Origin of the sequence: Streptacidiphilus jeojiensis (assembly GCF_042510965.1) — a bacterium.
GTDB lineage: Bacteria > Actinomycetota > Actinomycetes > Streptomycetales > Streptomycetaceae > Streptacidiphilus > Streptacidiphilus jeojiensis.
In genome coordinates, this window is record NZ_JBEUKS010000001.1 from 192558 (window position 1) to 211789 (window position 19232).

The following is a 19232-nucleotide window of genomic DNA, read 5'->3' on the forward strand; positions in this document are numbered from 1 at the left end:
CCGGACGGCGCAGGGTCGAGGGGGTCGCGCGGAACTCGGCCACATCGTTGACAACGTTGGAAATCCGCAGCAGCAAGAATGACAGCACGCCGGCCGGGCCCTGTCCAGACCCCGGGCAGATCCGCCCGCCAATGGCCCCGACGCTTCCGACAATGCCTCAGAAACGCTTCTGAGCTGGTGATTCACCGATCCGATCGACTGCCGTCAGGGCCAGGACCCGGGCCGGAGGACGACGGGCCCCTCGGTCGGACTCGACGGCCGGGCTGTCGCCTGAAACGTTTCTGACACAGAGTCTTGACAGGTTGACAGTTCATGGCCCACTGTCCTCTACATCGTTGGAAATCCCCCGCCCCCTCCTCCCTCCACCCTTCTTCCGAGGATGTGATCGGCGCATGAACGCCTCCCCCCGGACCAGAGCCGCGACCGCGGCGCTCGTCACCACCGGACTGTTCCTGGCAGTGACCGCATGCACCAACTCCGGTTCCACCACTGCCCCTTCGTCGTCCTCCGGGGCCACGGCCGCCGGCACCGCCGCCGCTCAGCAGGTGGTCTCGCCGTCCGGTTCCCCGGCCGGCCCCGGCTGCACCTACCAGACCTACGCCGGGGGTGTGCCGCAGGTGGACATCACCGACGGCAAGACCGTCGTCGGCTTCTCGCAGTCCGAGTCGACCAGCAACCCGTTCCGCGCCACCGAGACCAAGAGCATCGAGGACGAGGCCAAGCGCCTGGGCGTGAAGCTGATCGAGCGCAACGCCAACGCCGATGTGAACGCCCAGAACTCGCAGATCGAGGACATGATCGCGCAGGGCGCCAAGGTGCTGATCGTGGCCCCGGAGAACTCCGACGGCCTCGGGCCGGCCCTCGCCCAGGCCAAGGCCAAAGAGATCCCGGTGCTCACCATCGACCGCACCGTCACCGGCACCGCCTGCTCCGACTTCATCGCCTTCATCGGCTCCGACTTCTACGGCCAGGCCCAGATAGCCGCCGACGACCTGGCCGGCGCCACCGGCGGTACCGCCCATGTGGCGATCCTGCAGGGCACTCCGGGCAACAACGTCTCGGCCGACCGCACCAAGGGATTCACCGACAAGCTCGCCGCCAAGTACCCGGGCATGACCGTGGTGGCCTCGCAGACCGCCAACTTCGACCAGACCGACGGCCAGAAGGTGATGGAGCAGCTGCTCCAGGCGCACTCCGACATCAACGCCGTCTACGCCGAGAACGACGCCATGGCCCTGGGCGCGATCCAGGCGATCAAGTCCGCCGGGAAGACCCCGGGCAAGGACGTCAAGGTCGTCACCATCGACGGGATCCAGCAGGCCGTCCAGGACGTCGCCGCCGGGCAGGTGGTGGCGGACATCGAGACCAATCCGCGCTTCGGCCCGCTGGCGTTCCAGTCCCTCAAGGACTTCTTCGGGACCACCGGCGTCCAGCCCAAGGTGATCATCAAGGACTCCCACTTCACCAGCGCCAACGCCCAGCAGGCGCTGACCCAGGGGCTCGTCTACTGAACCGGCCGGCAACGGTTCCCGGGGGCCGCGCCGAGAGGCGGCCCCCGGGAGCCCCGCGGTCCCGTACGAGGAGGACAACGTTGGTCCAGCAGGACCCGGGCCCCGCACCCGACTCCGTCCTGGAGGCCGTGGGGGTCGACAAGAGCTTCGCGGGCGTGCACGCCCTGCGCGGCGTGGACTTCGCCCTGCGGCCGGGCGAGGTGCACGCGCTGATCGGCGAGAACGGCGCCGGCAAGTCCACCCTGATCAAGGTGGTGACCGGGGTGTACCGCCCGGACGCGGGCCGGGTCCGGCTGGCGGGCGCGGACCGCGAGTTCCGCAATCCGCTGGAGGCGCAGGCCGCCGGGATCTCCACGATCTACCAGGAGGTCAACCTGGTGCCGCTGATGTCGGTGGCGCGCAACCTCTACCTGGGCCGCGAACCCCGCCGGCTGGGCCTGGTCGACGTGGGCCGGATGAACCGTCAGGCGGCCCAGGAGCTGCGCCGCTTCGGGGTGGACACCGACGTCACCCGGCCGCTGCGCACGCTGGGGCTGGGCGCGCAGCAGATGGTGGCGCTGGCACGGGCGGTCCAGGTGGACGCCAGAGTGGTGATCATGGACGAGCCGACCTCGTCGCTGGAGCCCCGCGAGGTGGACACCCTGTTCGAGGTGATCCGGGGGCTCAAGGCGCAGGGCATCGCCGTCGTCTACGTCAGCCACCGGCTGGACGAGCTCTACGCGGTCTGCGACCGGGTGACCGTGATGCGCGACGGCGCGGTCGTGCACACCGGCGAGATCGCCGGGCTGGAGCGGTTGCGGCTGATCTCGCTGATGCTCGGCCGGGAGATGTCCGCGGTGCGGGAGAAGGGCGCCACCGCCTTCGAGGCGGACCGCAGCGCCGGCGCCGACGGCCGCCCGGCGCTCAGGGCGACGGATCTGAGCCTGCGTCACCGTCTGCACCGGGTCTCCCTGGAGATCCGCCCTGGCGAGGTCGTCGGTCTGGGCGGCCTGCTGGGCGCGGGCCGCAGCGAGACCGCCAAGGCCATCACCGGCGCGCTGGCCACCGACAGCGGCAGCGTCGAGGTCGACGGGGCCCGCCTGCAGCGCCGCAGCCCCGCCGCGGCGATGCGGGCCGGCGTGGTGATGCTGGCCGAGGACCGCAAGGCCGAGGGAATCATCCCCAACCTCTCGGTCCGCGAGAACATCGTGCTGGCCGCGCTGCCCCGGCTCTCCCGGGCCGGCCTGGTCGACCGGCGCAGGCAGGACGAGGTGGTCCGGCTCTTCATGGACCGGCTGCGGATCAAGGCCGCAGGCCCGGACCAGAAGGTCAGCGACCTGTCCGGCGGCAACCAGCAGAAGGTGCTGCTCGCCCGCTGGCTCTGCCTGCAGCCCAAGGTCCTGCTGCTGGACGAGCCCACCCGCGGCATCGACGTCGGCGCCAAGGCCGAAGTGCAGGCGCTGATCAACGAGTTGGCCGAGGACGGGCTCGGCGTGCTGCTGATCTCCTCGGAGCTGGAGGAGCTGATCGAGGGCTCGGACCGGGTGGTGGTCCTCAAGGACGGCCGCGTGGTCGGCGAGCTGGAGGGCGACGGGGTCACCGAGGACGCACTGCTCGGCGCACTGGCCCAGGACGCCGATGCCCGGGACACCGATACCCAGGACGCCGATGCCAAGGACCAGGACAAGGAGCCCACCCCATGAGCACCCTCGCCTGGACCGGCGCCCTGCGCGACCGCGACCGGCTGCTGAGACTGCTTCAGGAGTACGGCGTCTATGCGGCGCTGGCCGTCCTGTTCCTGGTCGCCGTCGGGTTGAACTCCGACTTCCTGTCGGCGGGCAACGTCCGCATCCAGCTCTTCCAGGTCGCCCCCACACTGCTGGTGGCCCTCGGCATGGCCCTGGTGATCGGCACCGAGGGCATCGACCTCTCGGTCGGCGCCGTGGTCGCGCTCGCCGCCGCGGTGGTACCGCTCTACCTGGGCTACGGGCTGGCGTTCGCGCTGCTGATAGCCCTGGCTCTGGGCGCCGTCTCCGGTGCGGTCGGCGGGGCGATGGTGGCCTTCACCCGGGTGCAGCCGATCGTGGCGACGCTCTCGCTGATGATCGGCGTACGCGGGCTGGCCGAGATCGTCAACGGCGACTCGGCCAAGCCGGTCACCGACACCGCCCTGCTCTCCCTGGGCTCGGACAGCCTGGCTGGCATCCCGCTGATGGCCTGGATCACCGCGCTGGTCGCGCTGGCCGTGGGCCTGGTGGTGCGGCGCACCACCTTCGGCCGCCGGCTGGTCGCGATCGGCGACAACCGCCAGGCCAGCCGGCTGGCGGGACTGCCGGTGCGGCGGGTGCTGCTGACCGTCTACCTGGTCTCCGGGGTGCTGGCCGCCCTCGCCGGTGTGATGATCGTCGGCCACGGCGCCGAGGCCGACCCGGCCAACCAGGGGCTCAACATGGAACTCAACGCGATCACCGCCGTGGTCGTCGGCGGCACCCCGCTGACCGGCGGCCGGGTCCGGGTGCTCGGCACCGTGGCCGGGGCGCTGTTCATGCAGCTGATCACCGCGGTGCTCACCCAGCACAACGTGCCCAACTCGTACACCCAGATCGTCGAGGCGGCCATCATCTGCTGCGCCGTGTACGCATCGCAGGAGCGTGGTACCCGATGAGTCCGACCGTCCTCCCCCCGACCGCGCTGTCCTCCGGCCCCGGTCCCGGCCCGTCCGCCGCCTCGGCCCGGCTGCCGCTGCGCGAGCGGCTCGCGGCCCAGGTCCAGCGGCGCGGCGCGCTGGCGGTGCTGGTGCTGGTCGCCGCCATCGCCTCGGCCACCTCCGCGACCTTCCCCACCTGGTCAAACGTCAGCAGCATCCTGGGCAACAACGCCTTCGTCTGGCTGCTCGCGCTGGGCATGACCTTCGTGATCATCACCGGCGGCATCGACCTGTCCGTCGGCTCGCTGTACGCCCTCGGCGGTGTCCTGGGCGCCTACGGCGCGCAGACCGGCGGGACCTGGCTGGCGATCCTGCTGCCGCTGGCGGTCGGCGCCGGCTGGGGAACCGTCCAGGGGCTGCTGATCGCCCGCGCCGGGATGGCGCCGTTCATCGTCACCCTGGCCGGGCTGCTCGGCGCCCGCGGCCTGTTGCAGGCGGTCACCCACGAGGGCGCCACCACCTACCTGGTCCCGGCCGGGTCCTGGTTCCGCAACCTCGGCGCCGGCGTCTGGACACCGGTGATCCTGGTCGGCGTGCTGTTCGCGCTGGGCGGTCTGCTGCTGACCCGCAGCCGGTTCGGCGCCACACTCACCGCGCTGGGCGGCAACGAGAACGCCGCGCTGCTGATGGGCCTGCCGGTGGCCCGCGCCAAGGTCCTGGTCTACCTGCTCTCCGGCACCCTGGCCGCCGGAGCCGGGGCCCTGGGCAGCGCCAGGCTCGGTTCCGGCGTCACCACCATCGGCGTCGGCTACGAGCTCACCGCGATCGCCGCCGTGGTGATCGGCGGCACCCTGCTCACCGGCGGCAGCGGCTCGATCGGCGGCACCGTCAGCGGAGTGCTGCTGCTCGCGGTCATCCACAACCTGATCGACCACTACTTCTCCCAGTACGGATCGGCCTTCACCGACGCCGTCAACGGTGCCTTCCTGGCCCTGGTGGTGCTGCTGCAGACGCTGCTCAGCCGGACCCAGCAGCTGACCTGACCCGCCCTCCCGGCGGGAGACCCGCTCCCCCGCCGGGAGACCCAGGAACCCAGGAGACCCAGGACCAGGAAAGAGTGCCGTGGGCGTCAGCCTGAAGGACGTCGCGCTGCGCGCCGGCGTGTCCGTGAAGACCGTCTCGAACGTGGTCAACCACTACCCCCATGTGACACCGGCGACCCGGGCCCGAGTCCAGCACGCCATCGACGAGCTGGGCTACCGGCCCAATCTGATGGCACGTCATCTGCGCAAGGGGCGCACCGGCATCATCGCGCTGGCCGTCCCCGAGCTGGGCAACCCCTACTTCGCCGAGGTCGCCGGGGCGGTGATCGACGCCGCCGCCCGGCACGAGCAGACCGTCCTGCTGGACCACACCGCCGGGCTGCGGGAGAAGGAGGCCCTGGTCTCCCAGGGCTTCCGCGCGCACGTCATCGACGGGCTGATCCTCAGCCCGATACAGCTGGAGTCCGAGGACCTGCTGGCCCGCACCGCGGGACCGCCGATGGTGCTGCTCGGCGAGCGCGAGTACGACGCGCCCTACGACCACATCGCCATCGACAATGTCGCGGCCGCCAGGGCGGCGGTGCGGCACCTGCTGGACCTCGGCCGCAGCCGCATCGCTTTCCTCGGCGCCCGCGAGGAGAGCGCGCGCCAGCCGGCCCATCTGCGGCTGAGCGGCTGGCGCCAGGAGATCGCCGCCTCCGGCGGACTCGCCAGGGACGCGCTGGTCGCCGCCACCGACGGCTTCGACCGGCGCGACGGAGCCGTCGCGATGGCCGCCCTGCTGGACCGGGGCGAACGGCCCGACGCCGTGTTCGCCTACAACGACCTGGTCGCGCTGGGCGCGATGCGGGTCCTGTCGGAGCGCGGGCTGCGGGTGCCCGAGGACATCGCCGTGGTCGGGTTCGACGACGTCGAGGAGGGCCGCTACGCGGCGGTCTCGCTGACCACCGTCGCGCCGGACAAGCACGCCATCGCCCGGCTGGCGGTGGACTGCCTGCTGGAGCGCATCGGCGCGGCCGGGGCGGATCCGGCGCCCCCGCCGCGCCGCATCAGGCCCGGGCACCGGCTGGTGATCCGCGAGTCCACCGCCGGGCGTCCGAGCCGCCCCCGCCCGCCGCCCGGCAGCTGGTCCGGGCCCGGGCCCGGGCCGGGCTAGCGCCGCCGGCTGCTCTCGCGCACCACCAGCCGGTAGCCCGGGACCAGGAACTGGCTGGGCGCGCTGTCACCGTGCAGGATCCGCTCCAGCAGCAGGCTGACGGCCAGCTCGGCGATCTTCGTCTTGTCCGGGGCGATGGTGGTCAGCGACGGGATCGCGTACTCGGCCTCCTCCACGTCGTCGAAGCCGACGAAGGCGATGTCCTCCGGTATCCGCAGCCCCGCCTCATGCACCGCGCGCATCGCGCCCAGCGCCAGCAGATCGTTGAAGCAGAAGACCGCGTCCGGGCGCTCGGGCAGCTTCAGCAGCCGCCGCATCGCCGCGGCGCCGTCGGGCCGGAAGTAGGAGCGCACCGGCGGAAAGAGCGCCGGATCGGGCTGCAGGCCGGCGCTCTCCAGCGCCTCGGCGTACCCCTGCAGCCGCTGCTGCGCCGTCGCCCGGGGGGACGGGTCCTGCCACCCGATGGCGGCGATGCGCCGGTATCCCTGGTCCACCAGGTGCTGGGTCGCGTCCCGGGCCGCCGAGACGTTGTCGATGTGCACCCGGTCCGCCACCGGGCCCAGGTCCGCCTCGCCGAGCAGCACCAGCGGGATCGGGCGCTCCCGGTCCACCAGCTCCGCCTGGTCCAGGCCGAGCGGGCTGAGGATCACCCCGTCGATCATGGGGTCGCCCAGACCGGAGGCGATCCGCAGCTCCGCGACCGGGTCTCCGCCGGTGTCGTCCATCAGCACCGTGCAGCCGTGCCGGCGGGCCGCGGCGGTCACCTCGACCGCCAACTCAGCGAAGTACGGCGAGGGCAGTTCGGGGAAGGCCAGCGCGATCACTCCGCTGCGCCCGGTGCGCAGCCGACGGGCCATCACGTTCGGGTGGTAGCCCAGCTCGTCGATGGCCTGCTGCACCCGCGCCCGGGTCTCCTCGGCGACCTGGACCGAGCCGTTGACCACGTTGGAGACCGTCTTCACCGAGACCCCCGCGGCCTCCGCCACGTCCTTGAGCCGCGGTACCGCCGAGCCACCGGTCCTCGCCGCCATGGACTCACCCCCGTCACCCTCGGCGGGCGGGCTCCTCGAGCCCTCCATCACGCCGTTTCAACGTGAGAATAGCGGCCCCGAGGGCGCAGGAGCGCCACCGGATCATTTTCCGGGTCCGGTATGCAACTGGGGTGCCTCCCCAGGCGTGAACACTGCGGCAGCGCCGAGGAGCGCTGCCGGATGCGCGAACAGGAGGGGAGGCGCGGTGAGGGACGAGCCCAGTTTGGACTTCGACGGGTTCTATGCCGCGACGTACCGGCGGATGGTGGGCCAGCTGTATGCGATGACCGGGAGTCTGGGCGAGGCCGAGGACTGCGTGCAGGAGGCCTATGCACGCGCCTGGCAGCGCTGGGCCAAGGTCAGCAGACACGGTGCGCCCGAGGCCTGGGTGCGCACCGTCGCCTACCGGCTCAGCGTCTCGACCTGGCGCAAGACCGTGAACCGGCTCTCGGCGCACCGCCGCGAGCGCGGGCAGGGCGTGGTGCAGGGGCTGAACCCGGATCACCTGGCCCTGGTGGCGGCGCTCCGCAGGATCTCGCCCGACCAGCGCGAGTCGATCGTGCTCTACCACCTGGTCGGTCTGTCCGTGGAGGAGATAGCCGCCCAGAGCGGGGTCCCGGCCGGGACCGTCAAGGCCCGGCTCTCCCGCGGGCGCAGGGCCCTGGCCCCGCATCTGAGCGAGTCCGTCGAACCGGCGCCGGCGTACCGCACCGACCAGGGCGCCGCCCCGCGGCCCAGCACCGGGAAGGAGATCTAGCCGTGCCAGAGGACTTCGACACCCTGCTGTCCACCATCGCCACCTCCGCGGGCGCAGCGGCCCGGCCGCGCGGTCCGGAGGCCGCCCGGCGTCGCGGTGCGACCCGCACCCTGCGCCGGCGGGTCGCCGTGTCGGCGCTGTCGGCGGCGCTCGTCGCCGGCGGGATCGGTACGGCGCTGGCCGTGGGCCGGTCCGGAGGCGGACCCGTGCCACCCCCGCCCGCCGTCAGCCCCAGCAGTTCCGCGAGCACCAGCCACCAGAGCCAGGGCCCGAGCCCGAGCGCCTCCCCGGCGCCGTCCACCAGCTCCGCGCCCGGCGACGCCGCACCGAGCCTGTCCCTCCAACTGCCCGCCGAACTGGCCAAGGGGACCGCGAACCAGGTCGGCTTCACCGTCACCAACCCCGGCGCCGCCCGCACCGAGACGGTGACCGTGGACCTGGGCGCGCCGACAGTCGGCTCCCCCACGTCGACCACGCCGCAGGAGCGCGGGATAGTCCAGCGCCAGGACGGCTCCGGCGGCGCCTGGGTCGCGGTGCCGGTCAGCTACACCAAGGCGGGCTCCGGGAACTCCGCCGCCGACACGGCGACGTACCAGTTGAGCCTGCCGGCGCAGGCGACCGTGCAGGAGCAGCTCCGGGTGACCCCGGTCGGCGTCGAATCCGTCGACTTCCAGGTCACCCTGGCCGATGGCGGCTCGACGCCGGTCACCCGGTCGCGGACGCTGCCGCTGGCCACCCCGAGCCTGACCGGTACCGGCCCCGCTTCGGTGGCCCCCGGAACCACCTCGGCCGAGTTCGACTTCACGCTGAGCAACACCACCACGGCCGACTACAGCGGGGTGGGTCTGTATCTCAATGCCGCTGGATCCACGCCCAACTGCGACTTCACACCGTTCGCCACCGCCCAGTGGTGGGACGGCAGCAGTTGGCGCACCGTCTCACTCAGCGGCCAGTGGCCGAAGTTCGACACGATCGGCCTCGGCGCAGGACAGAACGTGACGGTGCGCACCCGGCTCGTCGTTCCCGCGACCCTCGCCTCCTGTCTCAAGCGCGGCGAGGTGTCCTTGATCGCCGCCAACGGCGCGGACAACCCGGCCGGAGGCGTCGTCTCCATCCCCACGGACCCGGACATGACCGTGCGGGGTGACGCACCGTTCTTCTCCATCGGCTGACGCCGAGTCGGCCGGACCGCCGTTCCCGCAGCTCCGAGCTGCGGGAACGGCGGTCCGGTCTTAGCGTGGATGGGCGCCGATCGCAGCGGATGACCGGGTCCAGGGGCAGCAGTGGCAGAGATCCGTCGGTCCCCCGGCACGTGACGGTCGGCGTCCCGCCCGCCGACGTCACCGAAGGCGCTGATCACCGTGGCCCTGGGCCGTACTCTCGTGGAACTGCCGCTGATCCGGCCGATGCTCGCCACCGCGGGCACCCGGCTTCCCGCCGACCCGGACCGCTGGGCGGTGGAGGTGAAGTGGGACGGGGTGCGGATCACCGCCTACCTGGACGGCAGTGCCGGGGGCCTGCGGCTGCTGACCCGCAACGCCAACCAGGCCACCGAGCGCTACCCCGAGGCCGCCGAACTGCTGGACCTGCTGCCGCGCGCCACCGACGCGGTCTTCGACGGCGAGCTCATCGCCGCGGGCCCGGACGGCCGCCCCTCCTTCGGCCGGCTCCAGGAACGGATGTCCCTGCGCCGGCCGGCGGCGATCCGCTCCGGCGCGCGGACCTTCCCGGTGACGCTGATGCTCTTCGACGTGCTCTGGCTGGACGGGCGCTCGCTGGTGGAGACGGCCTACCGGGACCGGCGCGAGGTGCTGGAGTCCCTGCCGCTGGACGGGCACCGGGTGGTCGTCCCACCGGTCTGGCCCGGGAGCGAGGCCGACGCGGCGCTGGAGTGGACCGCGCAGAAGGGCCTGGAGGGCGTGGTCGCCAAACGCCTGGCCTCGCCGTACCGGCCCGGCGTCAGGTCCGAGGACTGGATCAAGTTCAAGCACACCAAGTCCCTGGACATCACCATCGGCGGCTGGATCCCGGCCGGCACCACCGTGAAGGCGCTGCTGCTGGGTGTCCGTGACGGAGCCGACCTGCGCTATGTCGGCCGGGTGGGCGCCGGGTTCTCCAATGCCGAGGGCCGCGCCCTGGTCGGCCTGCTCAGCCACCTCGGCGCCGACCGCTCCCCCTTCACCGCCGGCCCGGCCCTCCCCCGCACCGACCCGCTCCGCTTCGTCCGCCCCGAGGTCACCGGCGAGGTCGACTACCTGGACGTCACCGACGCCGGCCTGCTCGCCCACCCGGTCTGGCGCGGCCTGCGCGGCGCCCACGCCGACTGATGCACCTCCTCGGTGCAGGCACCGGGGTTCGAGCCGGGCTTTCCCGGCGGGTGGGGCGGACGCTAGGGTCTGAGCACGGCGCCACGGAGCGCCTCCGGTCCGCGGGAAGGGCTCAGCCCATCCGGGTTCACCTGTGCGTACGGCCCTGCACTCCTTTCGGCCCGACCACGCGGACAGCAGGCATGACGAGAGGAGGCCGTTGTGCCGACCGATCCTTCCCCCGCAGACCCCGCTCCGGCCGCAGGCCGGTTCCCCGGTCGTCGGGTCCTGCCGGAGGACGCCGACCTGGACCACCTGCGGGGTCAGTGCCGGACCCTGCAACGTGCTGTCCGCGGGGGTGATCCCGACGCCGCCCGCCGGGTCGCCGTCCACGGCTTCGCCGCCGACCAGGGGTTCCTGCTCAGTTCCGCGCAGTTGGTCGTCGCCCGCGAGTACGGATTCGCCGGCTGGCCCCGGCTGAAGCACCATCTGCAGACCATCGCCCGCTATCGCTGGGATCCCAGCGAACACGACGCCGTCGGGCAGGACGCCGAGAGCCCGGCCGACCGCTTCTGCCGCCTGGCCTGCCTCGGCTACACCCCGGCGGACGGCCCCGACCGCTGGTCCCGGGCGGCGGACCTGCTGGCGCTCCACCCGGACCTGGTCGACCTCAGCATCTGGGCCGCGGGCGCGGCAGCCGACTTGGCTGCCCTGCGCCGCCATCTCGCTGCGGACCCGGCCGGCCCCCGGGCCGCCGCCACCCGGCGCGGCGGCCCCTACCGTTGGACGCCGCTGTTCTACCTGGTCTACTCGCGCCTCGGGGTGGCCGCCCGAGGCGGCGCCGGCTCCGCGGGCACGCACGGCACCGTCGCCGGGGGCGCGCCGGTCGCCGCCCGGTTGCTGCTCGACGCCGGGGCCGATCCGCACGAGGGCTACCTCTGGCACGGCCTGCCTACCCCGTTCACCCTGCTCACCGGTGCCTTCGGTGAGGGCGAGCAGGGACCGCTGCGGCAGCCCCGGCACCCCGGCTCGCTGGCCCTGGCCCGGCAGTTCCTGGAGGCCGGAGCGGACCCGTCGGACGGCCAGGCCCTCTACAACCGGATGTTCGGCACGGACGACGACCATCTGCGCCTGCTGTTCGACCACGGCCTCGGACAGGGCGACGGCGGCCCGTGGCGGGCCCGCCTCGGCGAGGCCCTGGACACCCCGCAGCAGCTACTGCGCGGACAGCTCGGCTGGGCCGTCGACCACCGCCAGAGCGACCGGGTCAGGCTCCTGGTCGAGCACGGCGTGGACGTACGCGCCCCGTTCGCCGACGGTCGCACCCCCGCCGCCCGGGCCCTGCGCAACGGCGACCAGGAGCTCGTGGACTACCTGGTCGCCCACGGTGCGGAGCCCCTGCCCGCGGACCCGGTGGACGCGCTGCTCGGAGCGGCCCTGGCGGGCGACGAGCCCGCCGTGGCCCGGCTGCTGGCCGCGCACCCCGGGGTAGCCGCCGAAGCGCGCGCGGCCCGTCCGTCGGCGATGGTCTGGGCGGCGGCCAACGGCCGGCCGGGGGCGCTGCGCCTGCTGGCCGGCCTCGGCTTCGACGTCAACGCGCTCGGCCGCGGGGACATCCCCTCCGACCAGCCCTGGGAGACCGCCCTGCACCAGGCCTCCGCGGCCGACGACGTCCCGGCGATCCGACTGCTGCTGGAGCTGGGGGCCGACCCCGCCATCCGCGACCGGCGCTTCGACGCCACTCCCCTGGATTGGGCCCACCACCTCGGCCGGCCGGAAGCGGCCCGGGAGTTGGCGGACTGAGGCCGGTTCGACCGCGACTACGCGCACAGGGCTGCGGTCACGGCGGCCTGGATGTCGGCGTCCTGCGCGGCGGTACCGCCGGGGTTGAGGTTGACCATCACGGTCACCTGGCGGCCGTCGGGCGTGGCACCGCTCATGGTCTCGAAGCCGAAGATCCCGCCGTCATGTCCCCAGAGCACCCCGCCGCACGGCAGCGGGGTGCTCTGCAGGCCCAGGCCGTATCCGCTCCCGGAGGCGTCACCGGTCGGGGTCGTGGTCTGCATCGCCCGCAGCTCGGCGGGCGGCAGCAGCCTTCCCTGCAGCAGCGCGCCGAGGAACCGGTCCATGTCCGCGCCACTGGAGATCATGGCCCCGGAGGCGTAGGCCACCGACGGGTTGAACGCGGTCACGTCGACCGGGTCGGCAGCCGTCACCTCGGCGTAGCCGTGTGGATGCGTGCCGGGGATGGCGGACCGGTCGACGGGCACCGAAGTGTCGTGCAGGCCGAGCGGCTTGATGATGCGTCGGTCGATCTCCTGCCCGTACGCGTGGCCGGTCACGGCCCGGATGAGCAGCCCGGCCAGCACGTAGTCGGTGTTCGAGTAGCTCCATCCGGTCCCGGGCGCGAACAGCCGGGGATGTGCCAGGGCGGTGCTCACCAGCTGCCGGGGGCTGTAGTGGGCCAGCGGATCGGCCAGGATGCTGTCCTCGCTGAGATAGTCGACGTAGTCGGGTAGGCCGCTGGTGTGCTGGAGCAGTTGGCGCACGGTGATGTCGCGGCCGTCGTTGCCGTTGCCCCGGACCACCCCGGGGAGGTAGCGCTCGATCGGTGCGTCGAGGTCCACCCTGTGCTCGGCGACGAGTTGCAGCACCACGGTGGCGACGAACATCTTGGTCATGCTGCCGATCCGGAACCGGCTGTCCGCGGCCACCGGCGCGCCGGTGGCGAGGTCCGCCACCCCGCTGGTCAGCACCGTCCGGCTGCCGCCGGCGCCGATTTCGGCCAGCGCCCCTGGCGCCCCGTCAACGGTGGTCAGCCGTTGCAGGATCGCCTGGACCTCCCCGTACCGGGTTGCCGGGGCATCGGCTGCGGAAGCCCGGGGTGCTGCTCCGGTGGTGCCCACTGCGACTGCCGCCAGAGCGGCACACACGGCGATCATGCGAGTGCGCATGGGAATCCCCTGTTCAGTGCGGTGCGATGGGCGATTCGCCGGACTCGGCGACGCCGACTGGTCCAGTGTCGCCAACCAGCGGCCCATCGGCCCGGGGGCTCCCGCCCGGATCGCACCGGGGGTTAACACCACCCCGGGGGCTGCGAGACCGCTTCGACGGGAGCGACCGTCACCAGTCCCTTGACCGCGTCGGCGAGGTCCGTGTCCAGGGTGACCAGTGCGTCGCCCTGGAGCTGGGTGAGTGCGACGTACTCGGCGTCGAGGGTGTCGGGCCAGTCGAGCCGGTCGGCGATCCTCCAGGCGGTGGACTGCAGGGAACGGTCTCCGAGCAGTCGAATCCGCAGGGAGCGGACGTAGTCGAGACGGCGATCGGCGTCCTTCCTGGACATCTCGCCCCGGCGCACCGCCTGGTAAAGGAGCGTCAGCAGCTGGGAGCGGAGCAGCGTCGGTGCCAGGAGTCGGTGCTCGTCGGGGATCGTCACCTCGCCCTCGGCCAGGCGCAGGGCCACGTCCGGAGTGATCACGTACTTCGTCATGGGCGGTCTCCTCCTCCAGGGCCTACGCCAGCATCGTAGGCGGCGCCGCCCCGCTGCCTACCGCTGCGCCAGGGTGTGTGCCACCAGGGCGTTGGCGTGGCCGTGGCCCAGACCGTGCTCGGTCTTCAGCCAGGTGACGAGTTCCATGTGCCTGGTCAGCGGGGCGGAGCGGATCAGCTCCGTCCAGTAGGCGACGGGTCGGCCGTACTTCTTCTCGATCGAGGGGAAGTAGCTGGCGGGGCCTTTCACCGGTGCCGTCATGGCTGGGTCTCCTTCTTCTCGGTGCGGTGGTTTCTCAGGTCGGACCGGATTCACCCGTCGAACTCATCTACGTCGGGCGCATATCCTGCCGCGGATTTCCGCACCCCGGCAGAGCTGATGGCCCGATCCTTGCGGATCATGACCTTCGGGCCACTGTCCCGGCAGCCGCGCAGCAGGCATCGTGGCCGTATGACCACGATGAACGCGATCAGCCAGAACAGCTACGGCGGCCCGGAAGTCCTGCACGAGACCGAGTGCGAGCGTCCGGTTCCCGGCCCCTCCGAGGTGCTTGTGCGGGTGAAGGCCGCAGGCATGAACCCCACCGACTGGAAGCACCGGCAGTTCCCCGGATTCCTGGACCGCCTGCCGCTGGTCCTGGGCTGGGACGTGTCCGGTGTGGTGGAGGGCGTCGGCATCGGGGTCACCATCCACGAACCCGGCGACGAGGTGTTCGGCATGCTGCCGTACCCGTACGGGGCGGGCTCCTTCGCCGAGTACGTGGTCGCACCGGCCCGCGCGCTGGTGCGCAAGCCGGCCGGGATCGACCACGTCCAGGCGGGCGCGATCCCGCTGGCCGCGCTGACCGCCTGGCAGGCGCTGGTGGACACGGCGGACCTGCGGCCGGGGCAGCGGGTGCTGATCCATGCCGCCGCCGGCGGGGTGGGCCACCTGGCCGTGCAGATCGCCAAGGAGCGCGGCGCCCATGTGATCGGCACGGCCAGCGCCCCCAAGCACGCGCTGCTGCGCGAGCTGGGGGCCGACGAGCTGGTCGACTACCGCAACGAGGACTTCACCGACATCGACCCGGTCGACCTGGTCCTGGACACCCTGGGCGGGGACACGGCCGCCCGCTCCCTCGACGTGCTGAAGCCCGGCGGCCAGCTGGTCTCCATCGCGGTCCGCAACGTCCCCGAGGACCTGCCGGACCGCGCCGGCGAGCGCGGGGCCCGGGTCCGGGTCCTCCTGGTCGAGGCGGACCAGGAGGGGATGCGGGCGATCGCCGACCTGGTGGCGGCCGGCCGGCTGCGGGCCGTGGTGGAGGCGACGTTCCCGCTCGACCAGGCCGCCAAGGGCCATGCGCTCGGTGACACCGGCCGGGTCACCGGGAAGGTCGTCCTCACCCTCCCGTGACCCGCTCCCCCTACTGGGTCACCTCGGTGCCCGGGCCGGTGCGCCGACCGGGGTGACCGTCAGGGTCTGCTCGGCGGCGCTGCGGGTGCCGCCGACCGGGTTGCCGGTGGTGTTGGTCCAGGTGCGGGTGGGGGTGGTCTCGGCGGTGCGACCGGCGTTCGAGGACAGGCCGAGCACCAGGCCGCTGTAGCGGTTGACGAGCCGGTAGGTTCCGGCCGGGGAGGCGTTCCTGACGATGAACCACTGCTGGCCGACGGTTCCGTTGCCCGCGCCCAGGGCGGTCACGGTCGGCTTCGCCCCCCAGGCCCGACCGGCCTTGGCGGAGGAGTCGACGCCGAGCACCTTGCCGGTGGCGGCGTTGGTGATCCGGTAGGAGCCGTCGCCGTTGGCGCTGAACTTCCAGTTCTCCAGCGCCGATCCGGTCACGGCGGCGTCCGAGGTGGTGGCGGCGCCCTTGCCGGCCTGGGCGAGCACCCGGCCGCCCCCGCTGCTGATCCGGTAGCTCCTGGCCGGGTCGAACAGCGGTGCGGCCGGCGTGGCCGAGTCGATGGTGGTGTTGGCGTACTCGCCGTCCGAGCCGGCGCAGGCGATGGCGCAGTAGGAGCGGAAGGACTTGCCGACGATGGTGGAGCTGGTCAGGTTGGCGCTGTCGAGGAACCAGCGGTACCAGGAGCCGGAGGTGTAGCTGCCGGAGTCGCCGATCAGGTGCCACTTCTGGGTGGCGAGGTCGTCGGTGGCGTAGTACTGCTGCGGTTCGGTGCCGGACTGCTGCACGGTCTCGGGTTCGCCGATGTACAGGCCGAGGTAGGCGTCGTAGGTGATGTTCATGACCAGCAGCGGGGACTTGGGCGGCAGCTGGTTCGCCGCGATCTGCTGGTCGACGGTGCTGGCGTTGGCCGGGTTGTAGTCGTTGCCGACCGGGGTGTAGCCGCTGGGGTCGGCCGTGGTCGCCGGGACCATGTTGCTCTCCAGGCCGCCCACGCCGGGCTGGGACCAGGAGCCGTTGTACCACTTCTGCCAGGTGCCGGTCGCCATCTTGCCGGAGATCGGCGCGCGGGCGACGTGGGCCAGGCTGTCGGTGCTTCCGGGGGTGCCGGCCTTGGGGACGATCCGCGAGCCGTAGTAGACGTAGAAGTAGCCCGACGCGGAGTCGACGTACAGCCGCGGGTCGCCGTCGCCGTAGTCGAAGGTGCCGTTGGGGAAGGCGGTGGTGTCGCCGCGGAGGGTGCTGTAGGGGCTGGTGATGGCGTGGCCGGTGATGGTCCACACCTTGCCCTGGTCGGTGGAGACGGCGTAGTCGATGGCGTCGTAGTGCGAGAAGGAGTTGGCGCCGAAGGGCTCGGGGGTGAACTCGTTGTGCACCAGGCCGTACCAGTTGCCGGTGTCGGGGTCGACCCACACGCCCATCAGGTCGCAGTAGTTCTTCTGGGAGTAGCCGGAGCCGGCCGGGGCCGCGGTCGCGGTCTTCCCGGTGGGGCTGTTGTTGCAGCGGTAGGTGGTGTCGTTGTTCTTGTCGACGGGGTTAGCCGGGTTCACCGCGTCGCTGATCGCGCTGGACCGGGTGGCGGTGTCGAAGTTCGTGCCGGTGAAGAAGTCCCAGTAGCGGGGGTCGGTGCTGCCGTAGAGCGAGGCGGACTGCTGGAAGTAGAAGGTGCCGTTCTTGTCCAGGTAGGGCGCGGCGGGGGTGTCGGTCGGGTAGGCGTAGCTGCCGATGGAGCCGATGGTGACGGTGTATCCGGTGGTCGGCGGGGTCGCCGAGGCGGGGGTGGCGAACAGGCCGGCGCCGGCCAGCGCCAGGGCGACGGCGCCGATCGCCGGGGCGGACTTCCGGTGGGGAGCGGACATGGTTCCTCCGTCAAGTTGTGCAGGGTGTGGGAGTGCAGGGTGTGGGGGTTCGGTGCGGTGGCTCACCATTCGAGGACCAGCCACCCCCGGTGCGGCAGGTCCGTCTCCAGGTGCAGGCCGTCCGCGTCGGTGACGGTCCCGGCGGGCCGGGGTGCCGCCAGCGGGCGGAGCAGGGTGGCCTGTGGTTCGGTGGGGGCCGCCGGCACGGCGATGTGCGGCCGGGCCGGGTCGGCGCTGCCGTTGGCGATCGCCAGGCGGGTGGTCCCGTCGCGGTGCGAGGCGTGCGGGATCAGGTGCGGTCCGCCGGTGACCAGCGGCAGTAGCGGCCGTTCGCCCTCCAGGAACCGCACCGCGCGGTGCAGCAGCTGCTGTCCGCTGTCGTCGTAGGGCAGTTGGACCGGGTCGGTGGCCGCGAGGACGGCCACCCGGCCGCCCAGGCGGTTGCGGAAGGCGGTGCGGCCAGAGCCCCAGCGCAGACCCTGCGGGGTCCGGATCTCGGTCCAGCTCTCGGTGTCCGGCCCGGGTTCCAGCCGGGCCAGGGTCGGCTGCATGTTGACGCTGAGCACCGCGCCGGTGTCCAGCACCTGCTCCTCCGCGTAGGGACCGCTCGGGTCCGGCTGCTCACGCGGCATCAGTTCGACGCCGTCCAGGCCGAGCAGCGGTCCGAAGCCGCGTTCAAAGAGCACCGAGGCCGCCGTGCCGTCCAGCAGCAGGCCTCCGCCGAGCATGCGGCGGATCTCCTGGTCCGGGAAGGCCCATGCCGACTGGCCGAACAGGGCCTGCACCGGGGCCTGCGGGTCGGCGGTGACCGGGACGCCGTAGCGCAGCAGCAGGTCGGCCGCCGGCCCCGGGTCGACGGCCAGTTCGTCCAGGGCCTGCGGGCCGCTGCCCCGGGTGCGGACGTGCGCGGCGGCGTCCTGGGCGAAGGGCAGTCCGACCCCGATGGTCGACTGGTCCCGGTGGTAGCGGGCGGCCAGCCAGTCCAGGGCCGGGCGGGAGCGGCGCAGCAGCTCGGTGACCCGGGGGAAGCGGGTGACCCGGCGGCCGTGCATGGGATGCACGTTGAGCAGCAGCGCGTCCGAGCCGGCCAGCTGTGCGGCGGCCATCTCGGACCAGGTCTGAGTGTCGGACTTGGACCAGGCGGTGTGCGGCCAGTTCTCGATCTCCGGTTCGCTGTCGACGAAGCCGGGGCGCAGCGCGCGCTGCAGTTCCAGGGACCAGACCTGCCGGCTCAGCTCACGGGCCGGGGTGTCGGAGTAGGGGGCGAAGTGCGGTCGCTGCACCGCCCGGCCGCCGATGGCGAGTGCGCCGTAGAGCTGCGCCCAGTCGCGGCCCTCGACCGAGGCCGCGTCCAGGCCCGAGCTCATCAGGCCCAGCCGTGAGCGGCCCTGCGAGCGCCGGTCGACCTCGGCGGCGACCTCGGCGGCCACCTCCAACTGGGCCTCGCGCCAGACCTGTTGCAGGACCGCGCGCCAGGGGTGCGGGCGGCCGGGGGCGGTCAGTGCCGCCGTCAGTTCCTGCGGGGTGCCGTGCCAGCCGGTCAGGGCGGTGAAGCGCTCCAGCATCAGCGGTTCGAAGCCGCCGCCCCAGTGCAGCGGTGCGTGGTTGTGGTAGCGGAAGTCGTCCTCCAGCCAGAGCACCCGGAAGCCCAGCTCGGCGAAGCGCCCGTAGTGCGCGACGATCCAGGCGCGCCAGCGGGGGCAGGCGAAGGACGCCTGTGCGGTGGACGCCTCCCCGTACGGGGAGACCATCGGGGCGAAGCCGAGCCGTCCCGGTGCGCCGCTGCGCCCCCGGTCGGCGTGGCCCACGGTGACCCAGGGGTTGAGGCTGACCTCCAGTCCGGCCGCCTCCAGGGTGTCCTTGGCCAGTCGGGCCGTCTCGAACCAGAGGTCCTCGGCGCTGCCGGTGAGGTGTCCGGCGAAGGACTCCTCGGCGCCGGTGAGCAGCACCACTTCGTCCACCTCGGCCTGCGCGCAGGCCTTGGCGAGCTCGGTGGCGTCGGCGGCGGTGCGGGCCGGGTCGGGGTCGGGGTGGATCTGGAATCTGAGGTGGTAGCGCGCGCGCATCCAGCTCCC

General features: G+C 72.7%; 16 protein-coding genes. 10 read left to right on the forward strand and 6 right to left on the reverse strand.

Annotated elements, in window-relative coordinates; genetic code table 11:
• The first annotated feature begins 392 nt into the window (after window positions 1-392).
• From ABUW04_RS00955 to ABUW04_RS00975, 5 genes are all read left to right on the forward strand, one after another.
• Window positions 393-1511, forward strand: coding sequence for an ABC transporter substrate-binding protein (locus ABUW04_RS00955; protein ID WP_380561704.1), 1119 nt, complete (start codon window positions 393-395; stop codon window positions 1509-1511).
• 80 nt (window positions 1512-1591) lie between these two features.
• The gene (locus tag ABUW04_RS00960; RefSeq protein ID WP_380561706.1) at window positions 1592-3193 is read left to right on the forward strand and encodes a sugar ABC transporter ATP-binding protein; all 1602 of its coding nucleotides are present in this window, start codon (window positions 1592-1594) and stop codon (window positions 3191-3193) included.
• Window positions 3190-4155, forward strand: coding sequence for an ABC transporter permease (locus tag ABUW04_RS00965; RefSeq protein WP_030252775.1), 966 nt, complete (start codon window positions 3190-3192; stop codon window positions 4153-4155). Before ABUW04_RS00960 ends, ABUW04_RS00965 begins: the two co-directional genes overlap by 4 nt.
• Window positions 4152-5180, forward strand: a complete 1029-nt coding sequence (locus tag ABUW04_RS00970; RefSeq protein ID WP_380561709.1) for an ABC transporter permease — start codon at window positions 4152-4154, stop codon at window positions 5178-5180. Before ABUW04_RS00965 ends, ABUW04_RS00970 begins: the two co-directional genes overlap by 4 nt.
• 79 nt (window positions 5181-5259) lie before the next feature.
• Window positions 5260-6336, forward strand: coding sequence for a LacI family DNA-binding transcriptional regulator (locus ABUW04_RS00975; RefSeq protein ID WP_380561710.1), 1077 nt, complete (start codon window positions 5260-5262; stop codon window positions 6334-6336).
• On the opposite strand, the gene ABUW04_RS00980 is transcribed toward ABUW04_RS00975, so the two are convergent.
• Window positions 6333-7367 carry a LacI family DNA-binding transcriptional regulator gene (locus ABUW04_RS00980; protein ID WP_030252780.1) on the reverse strand — a complete coding sequence of 345 codons (1035 nt, stop codon included), beginning with the start codon at window positions 7365-7367 and terminating at the stop codon, window positions 6333-6335. The two genes, ABUW04_RS00975 and ABUW04_RS00980, sit on opposite strands and share 4 nt — an antisense overlap.
• Window positions 7368-7572: 205 nt before the next feature.
• Here ABUW04_RS00980 and ABUW04_RS00985 point away from each other — a divergent pair, with 205 nt between their 5' ends.
• The 4 genes from ABUW04_RS00985 (at window position 7573) to ABUW04_RS01000 (ending at window position 12233) form a co-directional block, all read left to right on the forward strand.
• Complete coding sequence (locus tag ABUW04_RS00985; protein ID WP_037594835.1) at window positions 7573-8124, forward strand: SigE family RNA polymerase sigma factor; 552 nt, start codon at window positions 7573-7575, stop codon at window positions 8122-8124.
• Between the two features lie 2 nt (window positions 8125-8126).
• Window positions 8127-9296 (forward strand): hypothetical protein, encoded by a 1170-nt coding sequence (locus ABUW04_RS00990; protein ID WP_380561712.1) that lies wholly within the window; start codon window positions 8127-8129, stop codon window positions 9294-9296.
• Between the two features lie 189 nt (window positions 9297-9485).
• Window positions 9486-10451: an ATP-dependent DNA ligase gene (locus ABUW04_RS00995; RefSeq protein WP_380561714.1), complete on the forward strand. Its 966-nt coding sequence runs from the start codon at window positions 9486-9488 to the stop codon at window positions 10449-10451.
• 201 nt (window positions 10452-10652) lie between these two features.
• Complete coding sequence (locus ABUW04_RS01000) at window positions 10653-12233, forward strand: ankyrin repeat domain-containing protein (protein WP_380561716.1); 1581 nt, start codon at window positions 10653-10655, stop codon at window positions 12231-12233.
• Between the two features lie 17 nt (window positions 12234-12250).
• On the opposite strand, the gene ABUW04_RS01005 is transcribed toward ABUW04_RS01000, so the two are convergent.
• The 3 genes from ABUW04_RS01005 to ABUW04_RS01015 all read right to left on the reverse strand — a co-directional run bounded on the left by ABUW04_RS01005 (window position 12251) and on the right by ABUW04_RS01015 (window position 14181).
• Window positions 12251-13384: a serine hydrolase domain-containing protein gene (locus ABUW04_RS01005; RefSeq protein WP_380561718.1), complete on the reverse strand. Its 1134-nt coding sequence runs from the start codon at window positions 13382-13384 to the stop codon at window positions 12251-12253.
• A 122-nt stretch (window positions 13385-13506) separates the two neighbouring features.
• A complete protein-coding gene (locus tag ABUW04_RS01010) occupies window positions 13507-13920 on the reverse strand; it encodes a type II toxin-antitoxin system VapC family toxin (RefSeq protein WP_380561720.1) in 414 nt (137 codons plus the stop codon).
• Between the two features lie 57 nt (window positions 13921-13977).
• A complete protein-coding gene (locus ABUW04_RS01015) occupies window positions 13978-14181 on the reverse strand; it encodes a DUF4287 domain-containing protein (protein ID WP_380561722.1) in 204 nt (67 codons plus the stop codon).
• A gap of 198 nt (window positions 14182-14379) precedes the next feature.
• Here ABUW04_RS01015 and ABUW04_RS01020 point away from each other — a divergent pair, with 198 nt between their 5' ends.
• Window positions 14380-15312, forward strand: coding sequence for an NADP-dependent oxidoreductase (locus tag ABUW04_RS01020; protein WP_380563405.1), 933 nt, complete (start codon window positions 14380-14382; stop codon window positions 15310-15312).
• An 18-nt stretch (window positions 15313-15330) separates the two neighbouring features.
• On the opposite strand, the gene ABUW04_RS01025 is transcribed toward ABUW04_RS01020, so the two are convergent.
• Both ABUW04_RS01025 and ABUW04_RS01030 read right to left on the reverse strand, forming a co-directional pair.
• Window positions 15331-17157 (reverse strand): RICIN domain-containing protein, encoded by a 1827-nt coding sequence (locus ABUW04_RS01025; RefSeq protein ID WP_380561724.1) that lies wholly within the window; start codon window positions 17155-17157, stop codon window positions 15331-15333.
• Between the two features lie 62 nt (window positions 17158-17219).
• A complete protein-coding gene (locus ABUW04_RS01030) occupies window positions 17220-19223 on the reverse strand; it encodes a hypothetical protein (RefSeq protein WP_380561726.1) in 2004 nt (667 codons plus the stop codon).
• Between the last annotated feature and the right edge of the window lie 9 nt (window positions 19224-19232).